14 protein-coding genes and 1 pseudogene are annotated in these 16,571 nt (G+C 32.5%); 5 read left to right on the top strand and 10 right to left on the bottom strand.

The features are described 5' to 3' along the window. Positions 1 to 154 precede the first annotated feature (154 nt). Positions 155 to 3,583 carry a methylmalonyl-CoA mutase family protein gene (locus tag BWZ22_RS02255; RefSeq protein WP_076697729.1) on the bottom strand — a complete coding sequence of 1,143 codons (3,429 nt, stop codon included), beginning with the start codon at positions 3,581 to 3,583 and terminating at the stop codon, positions 155 to 157. A 147-nt stretch (positions 3,584 to 3,730) separates the two neighbouring features. On the opposite strand from BWZ22_RS02255, the gene purU reads away from it, so the two are divergent. Both purU and BWZ22_RS02245 read left to right on the top strand, forming a co-directional pair. Beyond that, on the top strand, positions 3,731 to 4,585 hold the full coding sequence (gene purU, locus BWZ22_RS02250) for a formyltetrahydrofolate deformylase (protein WP_076702236.1): 855 nt from the start codon (positions 3,731 to 3,733) through the stop codon (positions 4,583 to 4,585). Between the two features lie 171 nt (positions 4,586 to 4,756). Next, positions 4,757 to 5,854 (top strand): OmpA family protein, encoded by a 1,098-nt coding sequence (locus BWZ22_RS02245; protein WP_076697727.1) that lies wholly within the window; start codon positions 4,757 to 4,759, stop codon positions 5,852 to 5,854. A 113-nt stretch (positions 5,855 to 5,967) separates the two neighbouring features. Here the strand turns inward: BWZ22_RS02245 and BWZ22_RS02240 are convergent, their stop codons facing one another. Beyond that, on the bottom strand, positions 5,968 to 7,035 hold the full coding sequence (locus tag BWZ22_RS02240) for a branched-chain amino acid aminotransferase (RefSeq protein WP_076697726.1): 1,068 nt from the start codon (positions 7,033 to 7,035) through the stop codon (positions 5,968 to 5,970). Positions 7,036 to 7,128: 93 nt separating this feature from the next. Here BWZ22_RS02240 and BWZ22_RS02235 point away from each other — a divergent pair, with 93 nt between their 5' ends. The 3 genes from BWZ22_RS02235 to BWZ22_RS02225 all read left to right on the top strand — a co-directional run bounded on the left by BWZ22_RS02235 (position 7,129) and on the right by BWZ22_RS02225 (position 9,277). Beyond that, positions 7,129 to 7,623, top strand: coding sequence for a DUF4920 domain-containing protein (locus tag BWZ22_RS02235; RefSeq protein ID WP_076697725.1), 495 nt, complete (start codon positions 7,129 to 7,131; stop codon positions 7,621 to 7,623). A gap of 10 nt (positions 7,624 to 7,633) precedes the next feature. Then, the gene (mnmD, locus tag BWZ22_RS02230; RefSeq protein ID WP_076702233.1) at positions 7,634 to 8,299 is read left to right on the top strand and encodes a tRNA (5-methylaminomethyl-2-thiouridine)(34)-methyltransferase MnmD; all 666 of its coding nucleotides are present in this window, start codon (positions 7,634 to 7,636) and stop codon (positions 8,297 to 8,299) included. Between the two features lie 69 nt (positions 8,300 to 8,368). Beyond that, positions 8,369 to 9,277 (top strand): TIGR01777 family oxidoreductase, encoded by a 909-nt coding sequence (locus tag BWZ22_RS02225; RefSeq protein WP_076697724.1) that lies wholly within the window; start codon positions 8,369 to 8,371, stop codon positions 9,275 to 9,277. Here BWZ22_RS02225 and BWZ22_RS02220 read toward each other — a convergent pair. The 8 genes and pseudogenes from BWZ22_RS02220 to BWZ22_RS02190 form a co-directional block, all read right to left on the bottom strand. Then, a complete protein-coding gene (locus tag BWZ22_RS02220; protein WP_076697723.1) occupies positions 9,266 to 9,721 on the bottom strand; it encodes a tRNA (cytidine(34)-2'-O)-methyltransferase in 456 nt (151 codons plus the stop codon). The genes BWZ22_RS02225 and BWZ22_RS02220 overlap by 12 nt on opposite strands. Then, positions 9,721 to 10,485 (bottom strand): tryptophan synthase subunit alpha, encoded by a 765-nt coding sequence (gene trpA / locus BWZ22_RS02215; protein ID WP_076697715.1) that lies wholly within the window; start codon positions 10,483 to 10,485, stop codon positions 9,721 to 9,723. Before trpA ends, BWZ22_RS02220 begins: the two co-directional genes overlap by 1 nt. A gap of 113 nt (positions 10,486 to 10,598) precedes the next feature. Then, positions 10,599 to 11,780 carry a tryptophan synthase subunit beta gene (gene trpB / locus BWZ22_RS02210; protein WP_371326819.1) on the bottom strand — a complete coding sequence of 394 codons (1,182 nt, stop codon included), beginning with the start codon at positions 11,778 to 11,780 and terminating at the stop codon, positions 10,599 to 10,601. An 81-nt stretch (positions 11,781 to 11,861) separates the two neighbouring features. Continuing rightward, positions 11,862 to 12,401, bottom strand: a pseudogene (locus tag BWZ22_RS17045) (phosphoribosylanthranilate isomerase); the annotation flags it as partial. A 17-nt stretch (positions 12,402 to 12,418) separates the two neighbouring features. Then, positions 12,419 to 13,204 carry an indole-3-glycerol phosphate synthase TrpC gene (gene trpC / locus BWZ22_RS02205; protein WP_076697713.1) on the bottom strand — a complete coding sequence of 262 codons (786 nt, stop codon included), beginning with the start codon at positions 13,202 to 13,204 and terminating at the stop codon, positions 12,419 to 12,421. Further along, positions 13,201 to 14,193, bottom strand: a complete 993-nt coding sequence (gene trpD / locus BWZ22_RS02200; RefSeq protein ID WP_076697712.1) for an anthranilate phosphoribosyltransferase — start codon at positions 14,191 to 14,193, stop codon at positions 13,201 to 13,203. Before trpD ends, trpC begins: the two co-directional genes overlap by 4 nt. Positions 14,194 to 14,244: 51 nt before the next feature. Further along, complete coding sequence (locus BWZ22_RS02195; protein WP_076697710.1) at positions 14,245 to 14,811, bottom strand: aminodeoxychorismate/anthranilate synthase component II; 567 nt, start codon at positions 14,809 to 14,811, stop codon at positions 14,245 to 14,247. A gap of 108 nt (positions 14,812 to 14,919) precedes the next feature. After that, positions 14,920 to 16,326 carry an anthranilate synthase component I family protein gene (locus BWZ22_RS02190; RefSeq protein ID WP_076697709.1) on the bottom strand — a complete coding sequence of 469 codons (1,407 nt, stop codon included), beginning with the start codon at positions 16,324 to 16,326 and terminating at the stop codon, positions 14,920 to 14,922. Positions 16,327 to 16,571: the final 245 nt, after the last annotated feature.

Genomic DNA, 16,571 nt, shown 5'->3' with positions numbered 1-16,571 from the left:
TTGCGTTGTTTTATTGAGTTTTATCTTTTTTTAAAACAAGCAACTATTACGCCTTTTAATTATTAACTGAAAATACGCCTTATTTTTATCCCTAAACAAGTTCGGGATAAGTGATTCACACAGGTTTTCAACTATCAAAAAATGTGCAAATAGCTTACATATTACGTCTGTACTGTCCTCCAACTTCAAACAGAGCCTTTGTTATCTGTCCAAGCGAACATACTTTGCTTACCTCCATAAGCACTTCAAATATATTTTCATTGTTTATAGCTGCTTTTTTAAGTTTGTTTAATAGGTCATCTGTTTGATTATTTTTATGAAGATTTTTTAATGTTTTAATCTGAAGTTGTTTTTCTTCTTTGGTGGCTCTAATAACTTCTGTTGGTACAATTGTTGGAGAACCTTTACTACTTAAAAATGTATTTACCCCAATTATAGGAAATGTACCTTTGTGTTTCAAAGTTTCGTAGTATAAACTTTCTTCTTGAATTTTACTGCGCTGATACATAGTTTCCATAGCTCCTAAAACACCTCCACGTTCTGTAAGTCTATCAAATTCAAGTAATACGGCTTCCTCTACCAAATCTGTTAATTCTTCAATTATAAAAGCGCCTTGTGTTGGGTTTTCGTTTTTAGCTAAGCCCAACTCTTTATTAATTATAAGCTGAATAGCCATGGCACGACGCACCGATTCTTCGGTTGGTGTGGTTATGGCCTCATCATACGCGTTGGTATGAAGTGAGTTACAATTATCATAAATAGCATATAAAGCTTGCAATGTGGTTCTAATATCATTAAAATCTATTTCTTGAGCATGCAGACTTCTCCCTGATGTTTGAATATGATATTTTAGCTTTTGCGCCCGTTCATTAGCACCGTATTTATATTTCATGGCTTTAGACCAAATTCTTCTTGCCACACGACCAATAACAGCATATTCTGAATCTAAACCGTTTGAAAAGAAAAAGGATAAATTAGGTCCAAATTTATTAATGTCCATGCCTCGTGAAAGGTAATATTCTACATAGGTAAAGCCATTTGATAAAGTTAATGCCAATTGGGTGATTGGGTTGGCTCCAGCTTCGGCTATATGATAACCCGATATAGATACCGAATAAAAATTACGCACATTGTTTTGAATGAAATACTCTTGTACATCACCCATTAATCTTAGTGCAAATTCTGTTGAAAAAATACAGGTGTTTTGAGCTTGGTCTTCTTTTAAAATATCTGCTTGTACAGTGCCACGTACCTGTGCAATGGTAGCTTGCTTTATGTTTTCATAAACATCTTTTGGAAGTACTTGATTACCTGTAACTCCCAATAACATCAACCCTAAACCATCATTACCTTCAGGTAGTTCTCCGTTGTATTTTGGGCGCTCTTTATCCTTATAAATTTCAGCTATTTTGGCTTCTACTTCAGTCTCTAAATGATGGTTTTTTATATAAATCTCACACTGCTGATCTATGGCTGCATTCATAAAAAAGGCTAATAACATTGGAGCAGGTCCATTAATGGTCATACTTACCGATGTTTTGGCATCGGATAAATTGAAGCCAGAATACAATTTTTTAGCATCATCTAAACAACAAATGCTTACGCCAGCGTTACCAACTTTACCATAGATATCGGGTCTTTCATCGGGGTCATTTCCGTAAAGTGTAACACTATCAAAAGCTGTTGATAATCGTTTAGCTGGCATACCTTTACTTAGGTAATGAAATCTTCTGTTAGTGCGTTCTGGTCCACCTTCTCCAGCAAACATTCGTGCAGGATCTTCGCCTTCTCTTTTAAACGGATACAAGCCCGATGTAAAAGGAAACTCTCCCGGTACGTTTTCTTGTAAAATCCATTGTAATAAATCACCCCAAGCACTATATTTTGGCAATGCTATTTTTGGAATTTGAAGGTGCGATAAAGATTCTGTATGCGTTTCTATATTAATTTCTTTATCTCTAACTTTAAAGGAATAAAGTGACGCTTTATATTTTTTTATTTTTGAATTCCATTGAATAATATGCTCCCAATTTTGAGGAGATAAATTCATTTTAACACGGTCAAACTCCTTAAATAGTAAATTTAAAAGTGTTTGATTTTGTTTGTTGTTACCAACTTGTTTCAAAATTTCATCTACATTCAACCCTTTTTGGTTTAATAATAAAGCATCATTAGAAATATTTAACACCGAACAAATAGTTTGGTAAATACCGTATAATTTTTGAGCAATGCTTGCCTGTTCGCGTACTTTATTATCGTAATGACGATTATTTTCTGAAATTTCAGAAAGGTAACGTGTTCTTGACGGCGGAATGATAAAAATCTTTTCACTTAAATCTTGCGTTAACGTGAAAGACGACTTGAAATCTGCCTGAGTTTTTTCAGCTAAAGCACCCATAACCGCTTTGTATAATCGGTTCATTCCTGGGTCATTAAACTGTGATGCTATAGTACCGTAAACGGGCAATTCATCTTCTTTGGTGTCCCATAAATTATGGTTGCGCATGTATTGTTTTTTTACATCGCGTAAAGCATCTAAAGCACCACGTTTATCAAATTTATTTACAGCAACAATATTGGCAAAATCTAACATGTCAATTTTTTCAAGCTGTGTAGCAGCTCCAAACTCGGGCGTCATAACATAGATTGGCAAATCGCAATGCTCTACAATTTCAGAGCCCGATTGCCCAATACCAGAAGTTTCTAAAACAATTACATCAAAATTTGAAGCTTTTAAAACCTGTATAGCTTCATCAATATGTTTTGATAGTGATAAGTTAGATTGACGCGTTGCCAGACTACGCATGTAAACTCTAGAATTATTGATGGAGTTCATTCTAATTCTATCTCCTAAAAGAGCTCCACCTGTTTTTCGTTTTGAAGGATCTACAGAAATGATACCAATGGTTTTTTTAGGAAAATCTATTAAAAAACGTCTCACTAATTCATCAACTAATGATGATTTTCCGGCGCCGCCAGTTCCTGTTATTCCTAAAACAGGGGTGTTTAAATTTTCTTTATCTATAATTTGAAGCTGCTTTTTTGCAACATCAGGAAAATTTTCGATAGCCGAAATTAATCGGGCAATGGCACCATGATTTTGTTTTTTTAACAAGTCTACTTCATTAGTTAATGAATTTCCAATAGCAAAGTCTGATGCTTCAACCAAATCATTAATCATTCCTTGTAACCCCATTTCTCTGCCATCATCGGGCGAATAAATTCTGGTAATGCCGTAATTCATTAAATCTTTAATTTCATCAGGTAAAATAACACCACCGCCACCACCAAAAATTTTGATGTGGTTAGCGCCTTTTTCCTTCAGCAAATCATACATATATTTAAAATACTCATTATGCCCACCTTGATACGATGTTATGCAAATGGCATTTACATCTTCTTGAATTGCGGTATTAACCACCTCTTCAACACTTCTATCGTGTCCTAAATGAATAACCTCTACACCCGTAGCCTGAATTATTCTGCGCATAATATTTATAGAAGCATCATGACCATCAAATAAAGATGCAGCGGTTACAATTCTAATATTATGTTTAGGTTTAAAGGGTTTAATTTGTTTCATTTTTAAAAAGAATACATTTTTACATATGCAATTTACGAAATATTCAAAAAAAACCACGAATTACAGAATATTTTCAAAATTTAAACACAGACTTAGCAAAACTCCTTTTTTAGGCTAATTTTACAATCAGAAATAATGAATTCTATTATGAATAAGATTACTATTTTAATTAATTGTAACGATAAACCTAACATTATAGCCTCTGTAACAAACTTTATTGCCCAACAAAACGGGAATATTGTTTATATAGACCAACATGTTGATAGAGAACAAAATATCTTTTTTATGCGTTTGGAAAGTGAATTTACTTCAGAAATCTTTTCAACAGAAGTGTTTAAAGCAACATTTAAGGCAGTATTGGCAGATAAGTTTGAGATGAAATGGCGCATTTATTCATCTGAAGTAAAACCTAAAATGGCCTTGTTTATTTCAAAATACGACCATTGTTTATATGATCTTTTAGGACGTTACAACTCTGGAGAACTTAATTTAGAGATTCCATTCATAATAAGTAATCATAACGATTTAAAATATATAGCAGATAATTTCAATATTCCCTTCTACCATATACCCGTAACCAAAGACACTAAATCTAAGGCTGAAGACGAGCAGTTAAAATTGCTTGAAGAATATAGTATAGATTTTATTGTTTTAGCGCGTTACATGCAAATTGTGTCTCCTAAGCTTATTGATAAATTTCCAAATAAAATTATAAATATTCATCATTCTTTCTTACCTGCATTTGTGGGAGCTAAACCATACCATTCTGCATATAAACGGGGTGTAAAAATTATTGGCGCTACTAGCCATTATGTTACTGAAGAATTAGATGCTGGCCCTATTATTGAACAAGATGTTACCCGAGTAACACATGCTCATTCCATTCCTAACCTTATTGCAAAAGGTCGTGATTTAGAAAAAATAGTTTTAGCAAACGCTGTTAAATTACATGCCGAAAGAAAGGTAATGGTTTATAATAATAAGACAGTAATATTCTCTTAATTTTATAATTATAAATTATTATAATCAGCTATACCTTAAGTATTTATAAGGGGTGTCTCTTATTTTTAAGCAGTTTTTTATTTGTTTTCATATATATAAATGTGACTTATGTTTTTTTTCGGTGTCCAAAAGTCGTGGAAAATATAACCATTAACTAAATTTTAATTTTTTATGAAAACAAATTTATTTTTATGTCTAACTTTTTTATTAGGCATTGGGTACGCTCAGGCACAAAATTTACCTGAAAACCCAGAACCAGGAAAGTGTTACGTAAAATGTATCACTAAAGACGAATTTAAAGAAGTAACAGAAACTATTGAAGTATATCCTGCCTATACAAAATTAGAAGTAGTACCCGCAACTTACAAAACTGTTGAAGAACGTGTTTTAGTTAAAGAAGCTACTAAAAAACTAGTTTATGTACCTGCTGTTTATGAAACTGTAGAAGTACCTTACGTTAAAAAAGAAGGTAGAAATGATTTAACTGTAAATCCTGCAACTTTTGGTACTGACTCTAAAACTTTTGAAGTATACCCAAAAACTTCTGGTTGGGAATACAAAGAAACTGCTTGTGGGTCTCCAAACAAAGAAGATTGTGTTGTAGCTTGTTTTGTTGAGTACCCTGCTCAATACAAAGATGTAAGTTTTACAACCTTAGCAAAAGATGCTACAACTAATGATGTTCCTGTACCTGAAATTACTACTACATACAAAAAACAGGTAATTAAAACACCTGCACGTATGGAGGAAATAGAAATTCCTGCTAAATATGCTGTTATTAAAAGACAAGTTTTAGAGACTCCAGCTACAACTAAAAGCGTAACTGTACCTGCTAAAACAAAAACAATAACAAGAACTGTTTTAGCTAAAAAAGGAGGTATTACAACTTGGGAAGAGGTAGACTGTGGTTTATTAGATGCTAATGTTTTACCTATTTTTTATGAATTAGCTAGTGCACGTATTACACCAGCTTCTAAAAAAGTGATAGACGAAACATTATTACCTTTATTAAAAAGCAAACCTGTAAGTATAGAAATAATGTCTCATACTGATTCTAGAGGAAATGATGACTATAACATGTCTTTATCTCAACAACGTGCTAATTCTGTTGTAAATTATTTAGTTTCTAAAGGAATATCAAGAAGTAGATTATCTGCAAAAGGATATGGTGAAACAAGATTAGTAAACCGTTGTTCTAATGGTGTTGAATGTTCTGAAGCTGAACACCAAAAGAATAGACGTACTGAATTTAGAGTTTTAAGTAACTAATTATATAGATAAGTTTAGTTTGTTTTAAAAGGCACCTTAGGGTGCCTTTTTACATTCTTGGAGAGAACCATCAAAGCTAAACAACTTCTCTTTTATATGGTTATAATATGTTTTTACTCAACTTTAAAACGCCATCCAAAAGGATCTTCAGATTTGTTTGTTTGAATATCTGTTATTTGTTTTTTAAAGAAATCGGCATAAGACTCATCTAATTTAGGTAGATTATAATCTACATCCTTATAACCAAAGGCAGCAATAGGAGAAACAACAGCTGCTGTACCTGCACCAAACATTTCTTTTAATGTGCCATTTTTAGCGGCTTCAATTACTTCAGAAACCAGTAGGTTTCTCACTTCAACATTAATACCTTCAGCTTTAGCTAATTCTATAATACTTTTTCTAGTTATACCATCTAAAATTCTATCACTTGTTGGAGCTGTAATTAATGTGTCGTTTATTCTAACAAAAATATTCATGGCACCAGCTTCCTCAATGTACTCATGGGTATTATCATCAGTCCAAATAACTTGATGATACCCTTTTTCTTTTGCTAATTGGGTAGGGTAAAATTGTCCTGCATAATTACCACCAGCTTTTGCAAAGCCTACACCACCGTTGGCAGAACGAGAATACTTTTCTTCTATTAAAACTTTTACGTCTCCAGAAAAATAAGAACCAGAAGGCGCCGTACAAATTATAAATTTATACTCATCGGCAGGCGAAGCATGAAACCCATTTCCAGAAGCAAATATAAACGGACGAATATATAATGAACTACCGTCTTTTTTAGGAATCCAGTCTTTATCAAGCTCTAATAATGTTTTTAAACCCTCCATAAAATAAGTTTCGGGTAATTCTGGTATAGCTAATCGTTTAGATGAAATATTTAAACGTTTAAAATTATCTAAAGGACGAAACAACCAAACATTATCGTTTTCATCTTTATAAGCTTTCATACCTTCAAAAACAGATTGACCGTAATGAAAAATCTTTGCAGCAGGATCTAAAGTAATGGGTTGGTATGGTGTAATTTTTGGCTCCTGCCACTTACCATCTTTATAATCACACACTAACATGTGGTCTGAAAATACACTTCCAAATTTTAAATCATCAAAGTCTACTTCATTAATTTTAGAAGACTTTGTTTTTATAATCTCAATATTATTGATTATTGTACTCATAATCTAGTAGTTTTACTTAGCAAAGTTAAATAAAAAGGTTTTTAAAAAAGAGGTATATTTACATAAATAGTTTAAAATTGAAATTTTCAGAATATGAAACCAGTAATTATTGCACTTATTTTTGTTTTAATGTTTAATGCTTGTAAAAATAAAGCAGATGAAACCCCAAAAGAGCCTATTAAAATTGAGTATGCCTCTTTTGGTAAAGACATTGTTGCAGATGATGCTATAGCTTCATCTTCAATGTTGTCTCATTACAAAGAAATGAATGTAGGAGACAGTATAAATTCAAAAATGACTGCCAAAGTACTTAAAGTTTGTCAAGCCAAAGGATGTTGGATGACTTTAGATTTGGGGGAAGGTAATGAAGCTATGGTAAAATTTAAAGATTACGGTTTTTTTGTACCCAAAGATATAGCAGGAAAAGAAGTTATTGTAAACGGAAAAGCTTATGTAAAGGAGGTTCCTGTTGATGAATTACAGCATTATGCCGAAGACGCAGGAAAATCACCCGAAGAAATTGCAGCTATAACTGAACCCAAAAAGACCTTTTCTTTTGAAGCTGATGGTGTTTTGATTGCTCAATAAAAACAACCAATTGAAACGAGAAATCATCATTACAGCTGATGGTTCTGCAACTATTCATATACCAGAATGGAATGAGCAGTACCATTCAAAACACGGAGCCATTCAAGAGGCATACCATGTGTTTATAAAACATGGGTTACAGCATATATGTTCTAAACCTAATCAAGCTTTATCTATATTAGAGATAGGTTTTGGTACAGGGTTAAATGCTTTAATCACATTACTTGAGGCAGAAAAACTTCAAGTTAAAGTAAATTATGTTGGGGTAGAGGGGTATCCTATTAATTCACAAGAGGTTAAAAAATTAAATTATGCTTCCGAACTAAAATCTAATATTAATCTGTTTAATGAACTTCATAATATAGCTTGGGAAGAGGAGCACCAACTAACACCTTATTTTTCATTACTAAAACAGAATAAGTTTTTTAATGAAATAAAAGATAAGGATAGTTTTAATCTTATTTATTTTGATGCTTTTGGGGCACGTGTTCAACCTGAATTGTGGACAGAGTCAATCTTTAAAAAAATGTACGAAGCCTTAAAAAATGAAGGGGTTTTGGTAACCTATTCAGCAAAAGGAAGTGTACGTAGAGCTATGCAAGCAGTAGGATTTTTTGTAGAAAAATTGCCGGGGCCACCAGGTAAAAGAGAAATGCTTAGAGCCACAAAACTTTAATTGTTTTAGCAATTGTTAAAGCTAATATAAAGTTTAGTTAATAGGTGCTTGATTTTGTATCTTTAATATATGAGGATATTAATAACAGGAGCTACAGGACTTGTGGGGCAACAAATTGTAAAAAGTTGCCATAGAGACAATATTGCTGTAAATTATCTTACCACAAGTAAATTGAAAATTAAAAATGACGATAATTATAAAGGATTTTATTGGAATATTAAAACCCAAGAAATTGATAGTAATTGTTTTAAAAATGTAGATGCCATTATTCATTTAGCAGGTGCTACAGTTTCTAAACGATGGACACCAGAATATAAAGAGAAAATTATATCCAGTAGAGTAAAGGGAGCGCAGTTGCTTGTTAATGCTTTAAAAGGAGAGTCTCATAGCATTAAGCAAATAGTATCAGCAAGTGGTATTAGTATTTATCCAGATTCATTGGTTAATTATTATGACGAAAGTTTTAAAGAATTAAACAAGTCATTTTTAGGAGATGTGGTAAAAGCTTGGGAGCATTCTGTTGAAGCATTTAAAACCGTTAATATAGCTGTTTCTAAAATAAGAATTGGTTTGGTATTAGCTAAAAATGGAGGTGCATTACCGCAAATGCTTAAACCTATTAAATATGGTGTTGGTGCTGCTTTTGGTAATGGTAAACAATGGCAATCATGGATTCATATTCAAGATTTAGCAGATATGTTTTTATATGTTTTAAAAAACGGTTTAATTGGTGTGTATAATGGTGTTGCTCCCAATCCAGTTACTAATAAAGAGTTAACCAAAACCATTGCTAAGGTTGTAAAAAGACCTTTAATTTTACCAAATATTCCAAAGTTTTTGATGAAAATAATGATGGGAGAAATGCATGTTCTTTTGTTTGATAGCCAACGTGTTAGTTCAAATAAAATTGAAAAACAAGGGTTTTATTTTAAATACCATCATTTAAAACCTGCTTTAGAAGATATATTACTTATCTAATTGCTTAAGGCCATCATAAACCACAATACTTACAGCATTTGAAAGATTTAAACTTCTAACGTGTTTGTTGTAAATAGGAATTTTATAAAGTTGGTCTTGATGTTTTTCAATAATTGATTTTGATAAACCAACCGATTCTTTTCCAAAAATTAAAAATATATCATCTTCAAAAGGAATATCTCCATAAGTTTTACTGCCATGGCTAGAAAGAAAAGCCATTTTTTTGTTACTATTTTTTTTGAAAAAATCTTCTACATTATCATAATAAATAACGTTAAGGTGCTGCCAATAATCTAATCCTGCACGTTTTAATCTAGAATCATTAATCTCAAAACCAAAAGGTTTTACTAAGTGTAATTTAGAGCCCGATGCTAAAGCTAATCGTCCAATATTACCAGTGTTGTTAGGTATTTCAGGCTCTATTAAAACAATGTTTAAAGGCATTAATTTAGTATAGTATCAACAAATTTATCAATATGTTTTGTACCCTCATTAGCAATATATTTTACAAACGCACTACCAATAATAGCACCTTTAGCGTACTTAGTTGCAGCAGTAAAAGTATCGTTGTTACTAATACCAAAACCAACAATTTGAGGGTTTTTAAGGTTTAAATTGTTAATACGTTCAAAGTATTTTGTTTGTTCATCACCAAAACCAGACTTAGCACCAGTAGTACTAGCACTACTTACCATGTAAATAAAACCGTTTGAAACAGAATCTATAAACCTAATGCGCTCATCGCTGGTTTGAGGTGTAATTAAAAACACATTTATTAAACCATATTTTTCAAACGTAGCTTGGTATTCTTCATGATATACATCAACAGGTAAATCAGGAATAATCAACCCATCAATTCCAATTTCTGCACATTTTTCACAAAAAGCTTCCACACCGTATTGTAACATTGGGTTAAAGTACCCCATTATAATTAATGGAATATTTACAGATTGTCGTATATCTTTTAATTGGTTAAAAAGCACCTCGGTAGTCATCCCGTTTTTAAGTGCTTGGGTAGAACTTGCTTGTATAGTTGGGCCATCGGCAAGAGGGTCACTAAAAGGTAAACCAATTTCAATTAAATCTACACCACTTTTTTCTAAATCTTGAATAATATTTACCGTGTCATCTAAATTAGGATAACCAGCAGTAAAGTATATAGAAAGAATTTTTTTGTCCTCTTTTAATTTTTTATTTATTCTGTTCATTATTATAATTTTTGGCGTTACCCACAAGGGGTCGGGCTTTCACTACTCGCTCCTCCTTCGTCGGGAGCTCAAACATACCGTTCAATCCCTAACGCATTAGTAAGGTTATCAATTTATATTTTAAAATAATCAATATAATTCTGTAAATCTTTATCACCTCTACCCGATAAACTCATTACCACAACGTCATCTGGTTTAAACTGTTTTTGCTTAAAAATGGCAAGGGCATGAGAGCTTTCAATTGCCGGAATAATACCTTCTAATTCACATAACTCTAGACCTGCTTTCATAGCCTCATCATCAGTAATTGATAAAAATTCTGCTCTACCAGTTTTTGCTAAATGCGCATGCATGGGGCCAACACCAGGATAATCTAAACCAGCCGAAATAGAGTAAGGCTCCGTTATTTGTCCGTCTGCAGTTTGCATCAACAAGGTTTTACAACCGTGTATAATACCTTCTTTACCAAGAACCGATGTTGCAGCACTTTCACCAGAATCTACACCTAATCCGGCAGCTTCTACAGCAATAATTTTTACATCTTCTTCATGAAGATAATGGTAATATGTTCCAGCTGCGTTACTACCGCCACCAATACAAGCAGCTACGTAATCTGGGTTTTCTCTACCTTCATGCTCTTTAAGTTGCCATTTTATTTCTTCAGAAATTACAGATTGAAACCGTGTTACCATATCTGGGTATGGGTGCGGACCAATAGCAGAACCAATAATATAATGTGTGTTTACTGGGTTGTTAATCCAATCTCTAATAGCTTCATTAGTGGCATCTTTTAATGTACGGCTTCCTGATAATGCAGGAACAACTTTAGCTCCTAACATTTTTATTCTGGCCACGTTTGGTGCTTGTCTTGCAATATCAATTTCACCCATATACACAATACACTCTAATCCCATTAAAGCACAAACCGTTGCAGTGGCAACACCATGTTGTCCTGCTCCAGTTTCGGCAATAATTCTAGTTTTCCCAAGGCGTTTTGCCATTAAAATCTGGCCAATGGTATTGTTTATTTTATGCGCTCCGGTATGATTTAAATCTTCTCTTTTTAAGTAGATTTTTGTGTTGTATTTTTTAGATAGGCGTTTGGCAAAATATAAAGGCGATGGACGCCCAACATAGTCTTTTAACAGTTGGTTAAACTCCTTTTGAAAGTCTGGTTCTGCCATAACCTTCAAATAATTTTGACGTAACTCTTCTACATTAGGATATAACATTTCTGGTATAAATGCGCCACCAAAATTGCCATAATAACCTTTGTCGTCTACATTATAATTCATTGTTTTATTATCATTAAGTTTATTAATGAATTCTCTTAAGTTTGAAGTGCTTTTTAGCCCAGGTTCTAATTCAAATTTACTGTTTACATCAATGGCGTAACAATATTTAGAAACTTCACTTTCTTTAAATTTTTTAATATCGGTTACATTATTTAAACCAATGCCACCACTTAAAAAAAATGGTTTGGTAGAAGGGTAGTCTTTTAAAACATTCCAATTAAATTTGTAACCATTTCCACCTGGAAGTTTTCCTTTTGTATCAAATAAAAAGTAATCGCATACATTTTCATAGGGTTCTAAAACTTCAAAATTGAATTCATCTTTTATTGAGAATACTTTTATAATTTCAATAGGTTTAGATAACATGGTTGTAGAGCGCAATATACTGCAATAATAAGATGTTTCTTCACCGTGTAATTGTACGGCATCTAATTTAAACTCATTAACTTTTTCAATTACTTTAGTAACATCTTCATCTACAAAAACACCTACTTTTTTTATACTTTTTGGAATCTCTGGTATTTTGGTATTGAAGTGCCTAGGTGTTTCTTCATAAAAAATAAATCCAAGATAATCAGGTTGCAATGCAGCAACTTGTTCTATATTATCTTGATATTTCATTCCGCATATTTTTAATTTCATCCTTCTAATGCTTTTATAAATTGTGTTGCGCTGGCTCCAGGATTCTCAGTTTTCATAAAATTCTCACCAATTAAAAATCCTTGGTAACCATAGGGTTGAAGTTCTTTTATGGCTTCAATATTACTAATACCACTTTCTGAAACTTTTACAAAATCATTAGGTATTAAACTACTTAATGATTTGCTGGTCTCTAAACTAACGTTAAACGTTTTTAAATTTCTATTGTTAACGCCTAGCATGTCTAGACTTGGCATAATGGATTTATGTAACTCTTCTTCGTTATGAACTTCTAAAAGTACATTAAGATTTAGACTTTTTGCAAACTCTGAAAATTGTTTAATTTCCTTTTTAGTTAAAATAGCGGCAATGAGTAAAATAACATCGGCACCATAGGCTTTGGCTTCAAGTATTTGGTATTCGTCTATTATGAATTCTTTTCTTAAAAGCGGTAAATTACAACTTGCTCTAGCAGTTAATAAATCATCTAAAGAACCGCCAAAATATTTTCCATCTGTTAAAACAGACATGCCACAAACGCCAGCATTCTCATATCCTGAAGCTACATCTTGTACATTTAAATTGTTGTTAATAACAGATTTTGAAGGTGAACGACGCTTATGTTCTGCAATAATACCAGATTTACTAGCGCGTAAATTGTTTGCCAAAGAAACGGTTGCTCTTGAGAATAAAACCGACTGTTCTAGTTGAGAAGTTGGAATTAATGTTTTTCTTAGACTAACTTCTTTACGTTTATCTATTACAATTTTATCTAAAATGTTCATTTTCCTAATTCAATTAAAGCGTCTAAACTTTGTTTTGCTTTTCCTGAAAATAACGATTCTTTGGCTAGTTCAAAACCTTCCTTATGTGTTAAGTGTTTGGTAGTTGCAATAGCTAAACCTGCGTTTGCACAAACTACATTGTTTTGCGCTTGGGTTCCGTTGCCACTAATGATATCTACAAATATTTTAGCTGCATCTTCTACGGTATTGCCCCCAAAGATGTCTTCTTGATTTACAGCAGGTAGCCCTAAATCTTCTGGTGAAAATAATTTTTCAGAATAATTTGAAACAATTTTTGCTTTGCCTGTTAACGAAATTTCATCGTATCCGTCTAGTGCATAAATTATGTTATAATTTTTGTCTGTATTTTGATATAAGAAACTGTAAAGGCGTAATATTTCTAGGTTGAAAACCCCAAGTATTTGATTTTTGGGGAATGACGGATTTACCATTGGTCCTAACATATTAAAAAATGTTTTCACACCCAATTGTTTTCTAATTGGAGCCACATTTTTCATTGCAGGATGAAATAAGGGTGCATGTAAAATACAGATACCAGCTTTATCTAAACAACGTTTTAGAAAATCTTCATTGTTAGAGAATTTTACACCTAAAGACTCCATAACATTTGATGATCCTGATGTTGATGAAACACCATAATTACCATGTTTAGTAACGTGAACTCCTGCTCCTGCAGTAATAAAAGAAGATAGTGTAGAAATGTTAAAGGTATTTTTACCATCACCGCCTGTTCCAACAATATCAATGGTATTAAAATCTTTTAAATCTATAGGAATACATAGTTCTAAAAGTGCATCTCTAAAACCTTGTAATTCTTCTATGGTTATGCTGCGCATCATGTAAACCGATAAGAAACAGGCTATTTGGCTTGGGTTGTACATATCTTTAGATATGTTAACTATAACTTGTTTGGCCTCTTCTGATGAGATGGTTTCATGATTTATTAATCTATTTAAAATATCTTTCATTTTTAGTGGCTTTTGGCTGTTTGCTAATAGCTAAATGTAATGAGTACATTGCTAGTTGTTTACCCAATTTTCTAGTATTTGTTTTCCTTGAGGAGTTAAAACAGATTCTGGATGATATTGTACACCTTTTACATCATATTCTCTATGTCTTAAAGACATGACTTGTCCGTTAGCATCATAAGATGTTGCTTCTAAAGCTTCAGGTAAATTAGCGTTAACTACCCAGGAGTGGTATCTTCCAACTTCAATTTCTTTATTTAAACCTTTAAATATGGGTTCATCATTCACGCAAATTTCAACTTTAGTGGCTACACCGTGATAAACTTCATTTAAGTTTACAATAGTTCCTCCAAAAACTTCACCTATGGCTTGTTGGCCTAAGCATACGCCTAAAATACTTTTTGTTGAAGCATACTCTTTAATGATGGCTTTTAATAAACCAGCTTCATCTGGTATTCCTGGACCTGGTGATAGTAAAATTTTATCAAAAGGTTTTACGTCTTCTAATTCTAATTTATCATTTCTATAAACTGTAACATTGCAGTTTAAGTCTTCTAAATAATGAACTAGGTTATAGGTAAAACTATCGTAGTTATCTATTACTAATACTTTTTTCATTTTAAACTTTCTAACTTCTAACTTGCGTTAGGGATTGAACGATTGTTGGAGCTCCTTGTAGAGAGCGACTCGTGAAAGCCCGCCCCTTTGGGGAACGCCCAAATAATACTATATATCTTTAGCTAAGTGAATAGCTTTGTTTAACGCGCCTAATTTATTGAACACTTCTTGTTTTTCGCTCTCTGGATTTGATTTTGAAACTATGCCTGCGCCTGCTTGCCAGTTTAATTTATAATCTTTACTTAAAAATGTTCTAATCATGATGGCATGGTTAAAATTACCATCAAAATCCATAAATCCTATGGCGCCTCCATAAAACCCTCTACTTGTTTTTTCATATTTTTCAATAAGTTGCATAGCCATGTGTTTTGGCGCGCCGCTTAAGGTTCCTGCAGGAAATGTATCTGCAACTACTTGCATGGTAGAAGTGGTGTTATGTTTATGCCCTGTAACTTTGCTTACCAAATGAATGACGTGTGAAAAGAATTGAACTTCTCTGTAAGTTTCAACTTTTACATTGCTTCCGTGGCGGCTTAAATCGTTTCTAGCTAAATCTACTAGCATAACGTGTTCTGCATTTTCTTTGTCGTCTGTTTTTAATTTTTCGGCAAGAATTTCGTCTTGTTCGTCATCGCCAGTTCTTTTAAAAGTTCCTGCTATGGGGTGAATTTCTGCTAACCCATCGGTTACAATTAATTGGGCTTCTGGTGAGCTACCAAATATTTTAAAATCACCATAATCAAAATAAAATAAATAGGGTGAAGGGTTTATGCTTCTTAAAGCTCTGTATACATTAAAATCATCGCCTGTAAATTCTTGTGAAAAACTTCTAGATAATACTAATTGAAATACATCACCTCTGTGACAATGTTTTTTTGCATATTCTACATGTTGCAAAAATTCATCGTCGGTTAAATTAGATACTATATCGCCTTTTGGATTAAAGTTGAATGATGCAAAATTTTGAACGTTGATAAGTTTGTCTATAGCATCAATATTGTTTTCAACACCATCTGGACAATGTGCAAAAATATAGGCTTCGTTTTTAAAATGATTAATGGCTATAATATTTTGGTACACTGCATAATAAACATCTGGTATAGAAACAGAGTTTTCTTTTTTGCTAATTTCTATATCTTCAAAATATCTTACCGCATCATAAGCTGTGTATCCAAAAATGCCGTTGTTAATGAATTTAAAATCTTCTTTTGAAGCCACATTAAACCGTTTTGTGAAATTGTAAATTTCATCAACAACATTCACCTCATTTGTAATAGGTAAGTTTTTTGAAGTTCCATCAGGGAATGTTTCTATAACAACTTCGTTTTCAACCTTTATAGATGCAATAGGGTTAAAACAAATGTATGAGAAGTTTTTGTGGTTTCTGTGGTAATCGCCACTTTCTAACAAAATACTGTTGGGGTATTTGTCTCTAATTTTATAATAAACGGTAACAGGTGTTATAGTGTCTGTTAATATACGTTTATGATGTGTTGTTAAATTAAATGTTTTCATTTATTTGAAATTGATATCATATAAAAAAAGCCTGTCGTGAATGACAAGCCTTATTGATATTTTAATATTAAATATACTAGGTTTCTACTTCACGAACGTTGAGTTTCTGAAGCACCACCACCAAGTATTATTTAATTGTGTATTCATTTATTTTTTTTCTGTGAGTCAAATATAGAAATGAAAAAAGTATTTTACAAAAGAATAAACTTTTTTTTATTTAAAAGTTTGTTAAACTGCATATAATT

It is taken from the genome of Seonamhaeicola sp. S2-3 (assembly GCF_001971785.1).
Lineage (GTDB): Bacteria > Bacteroidota > Bacteroidia > Flavobacteriales > Flavobacteriaceae > Seonamhaeicola.
The sequence above is the reverse complement of the archived record's forward strand: the minus strand, read 5'-3'. Positions and strand labels throughout refer to the sequence as shown.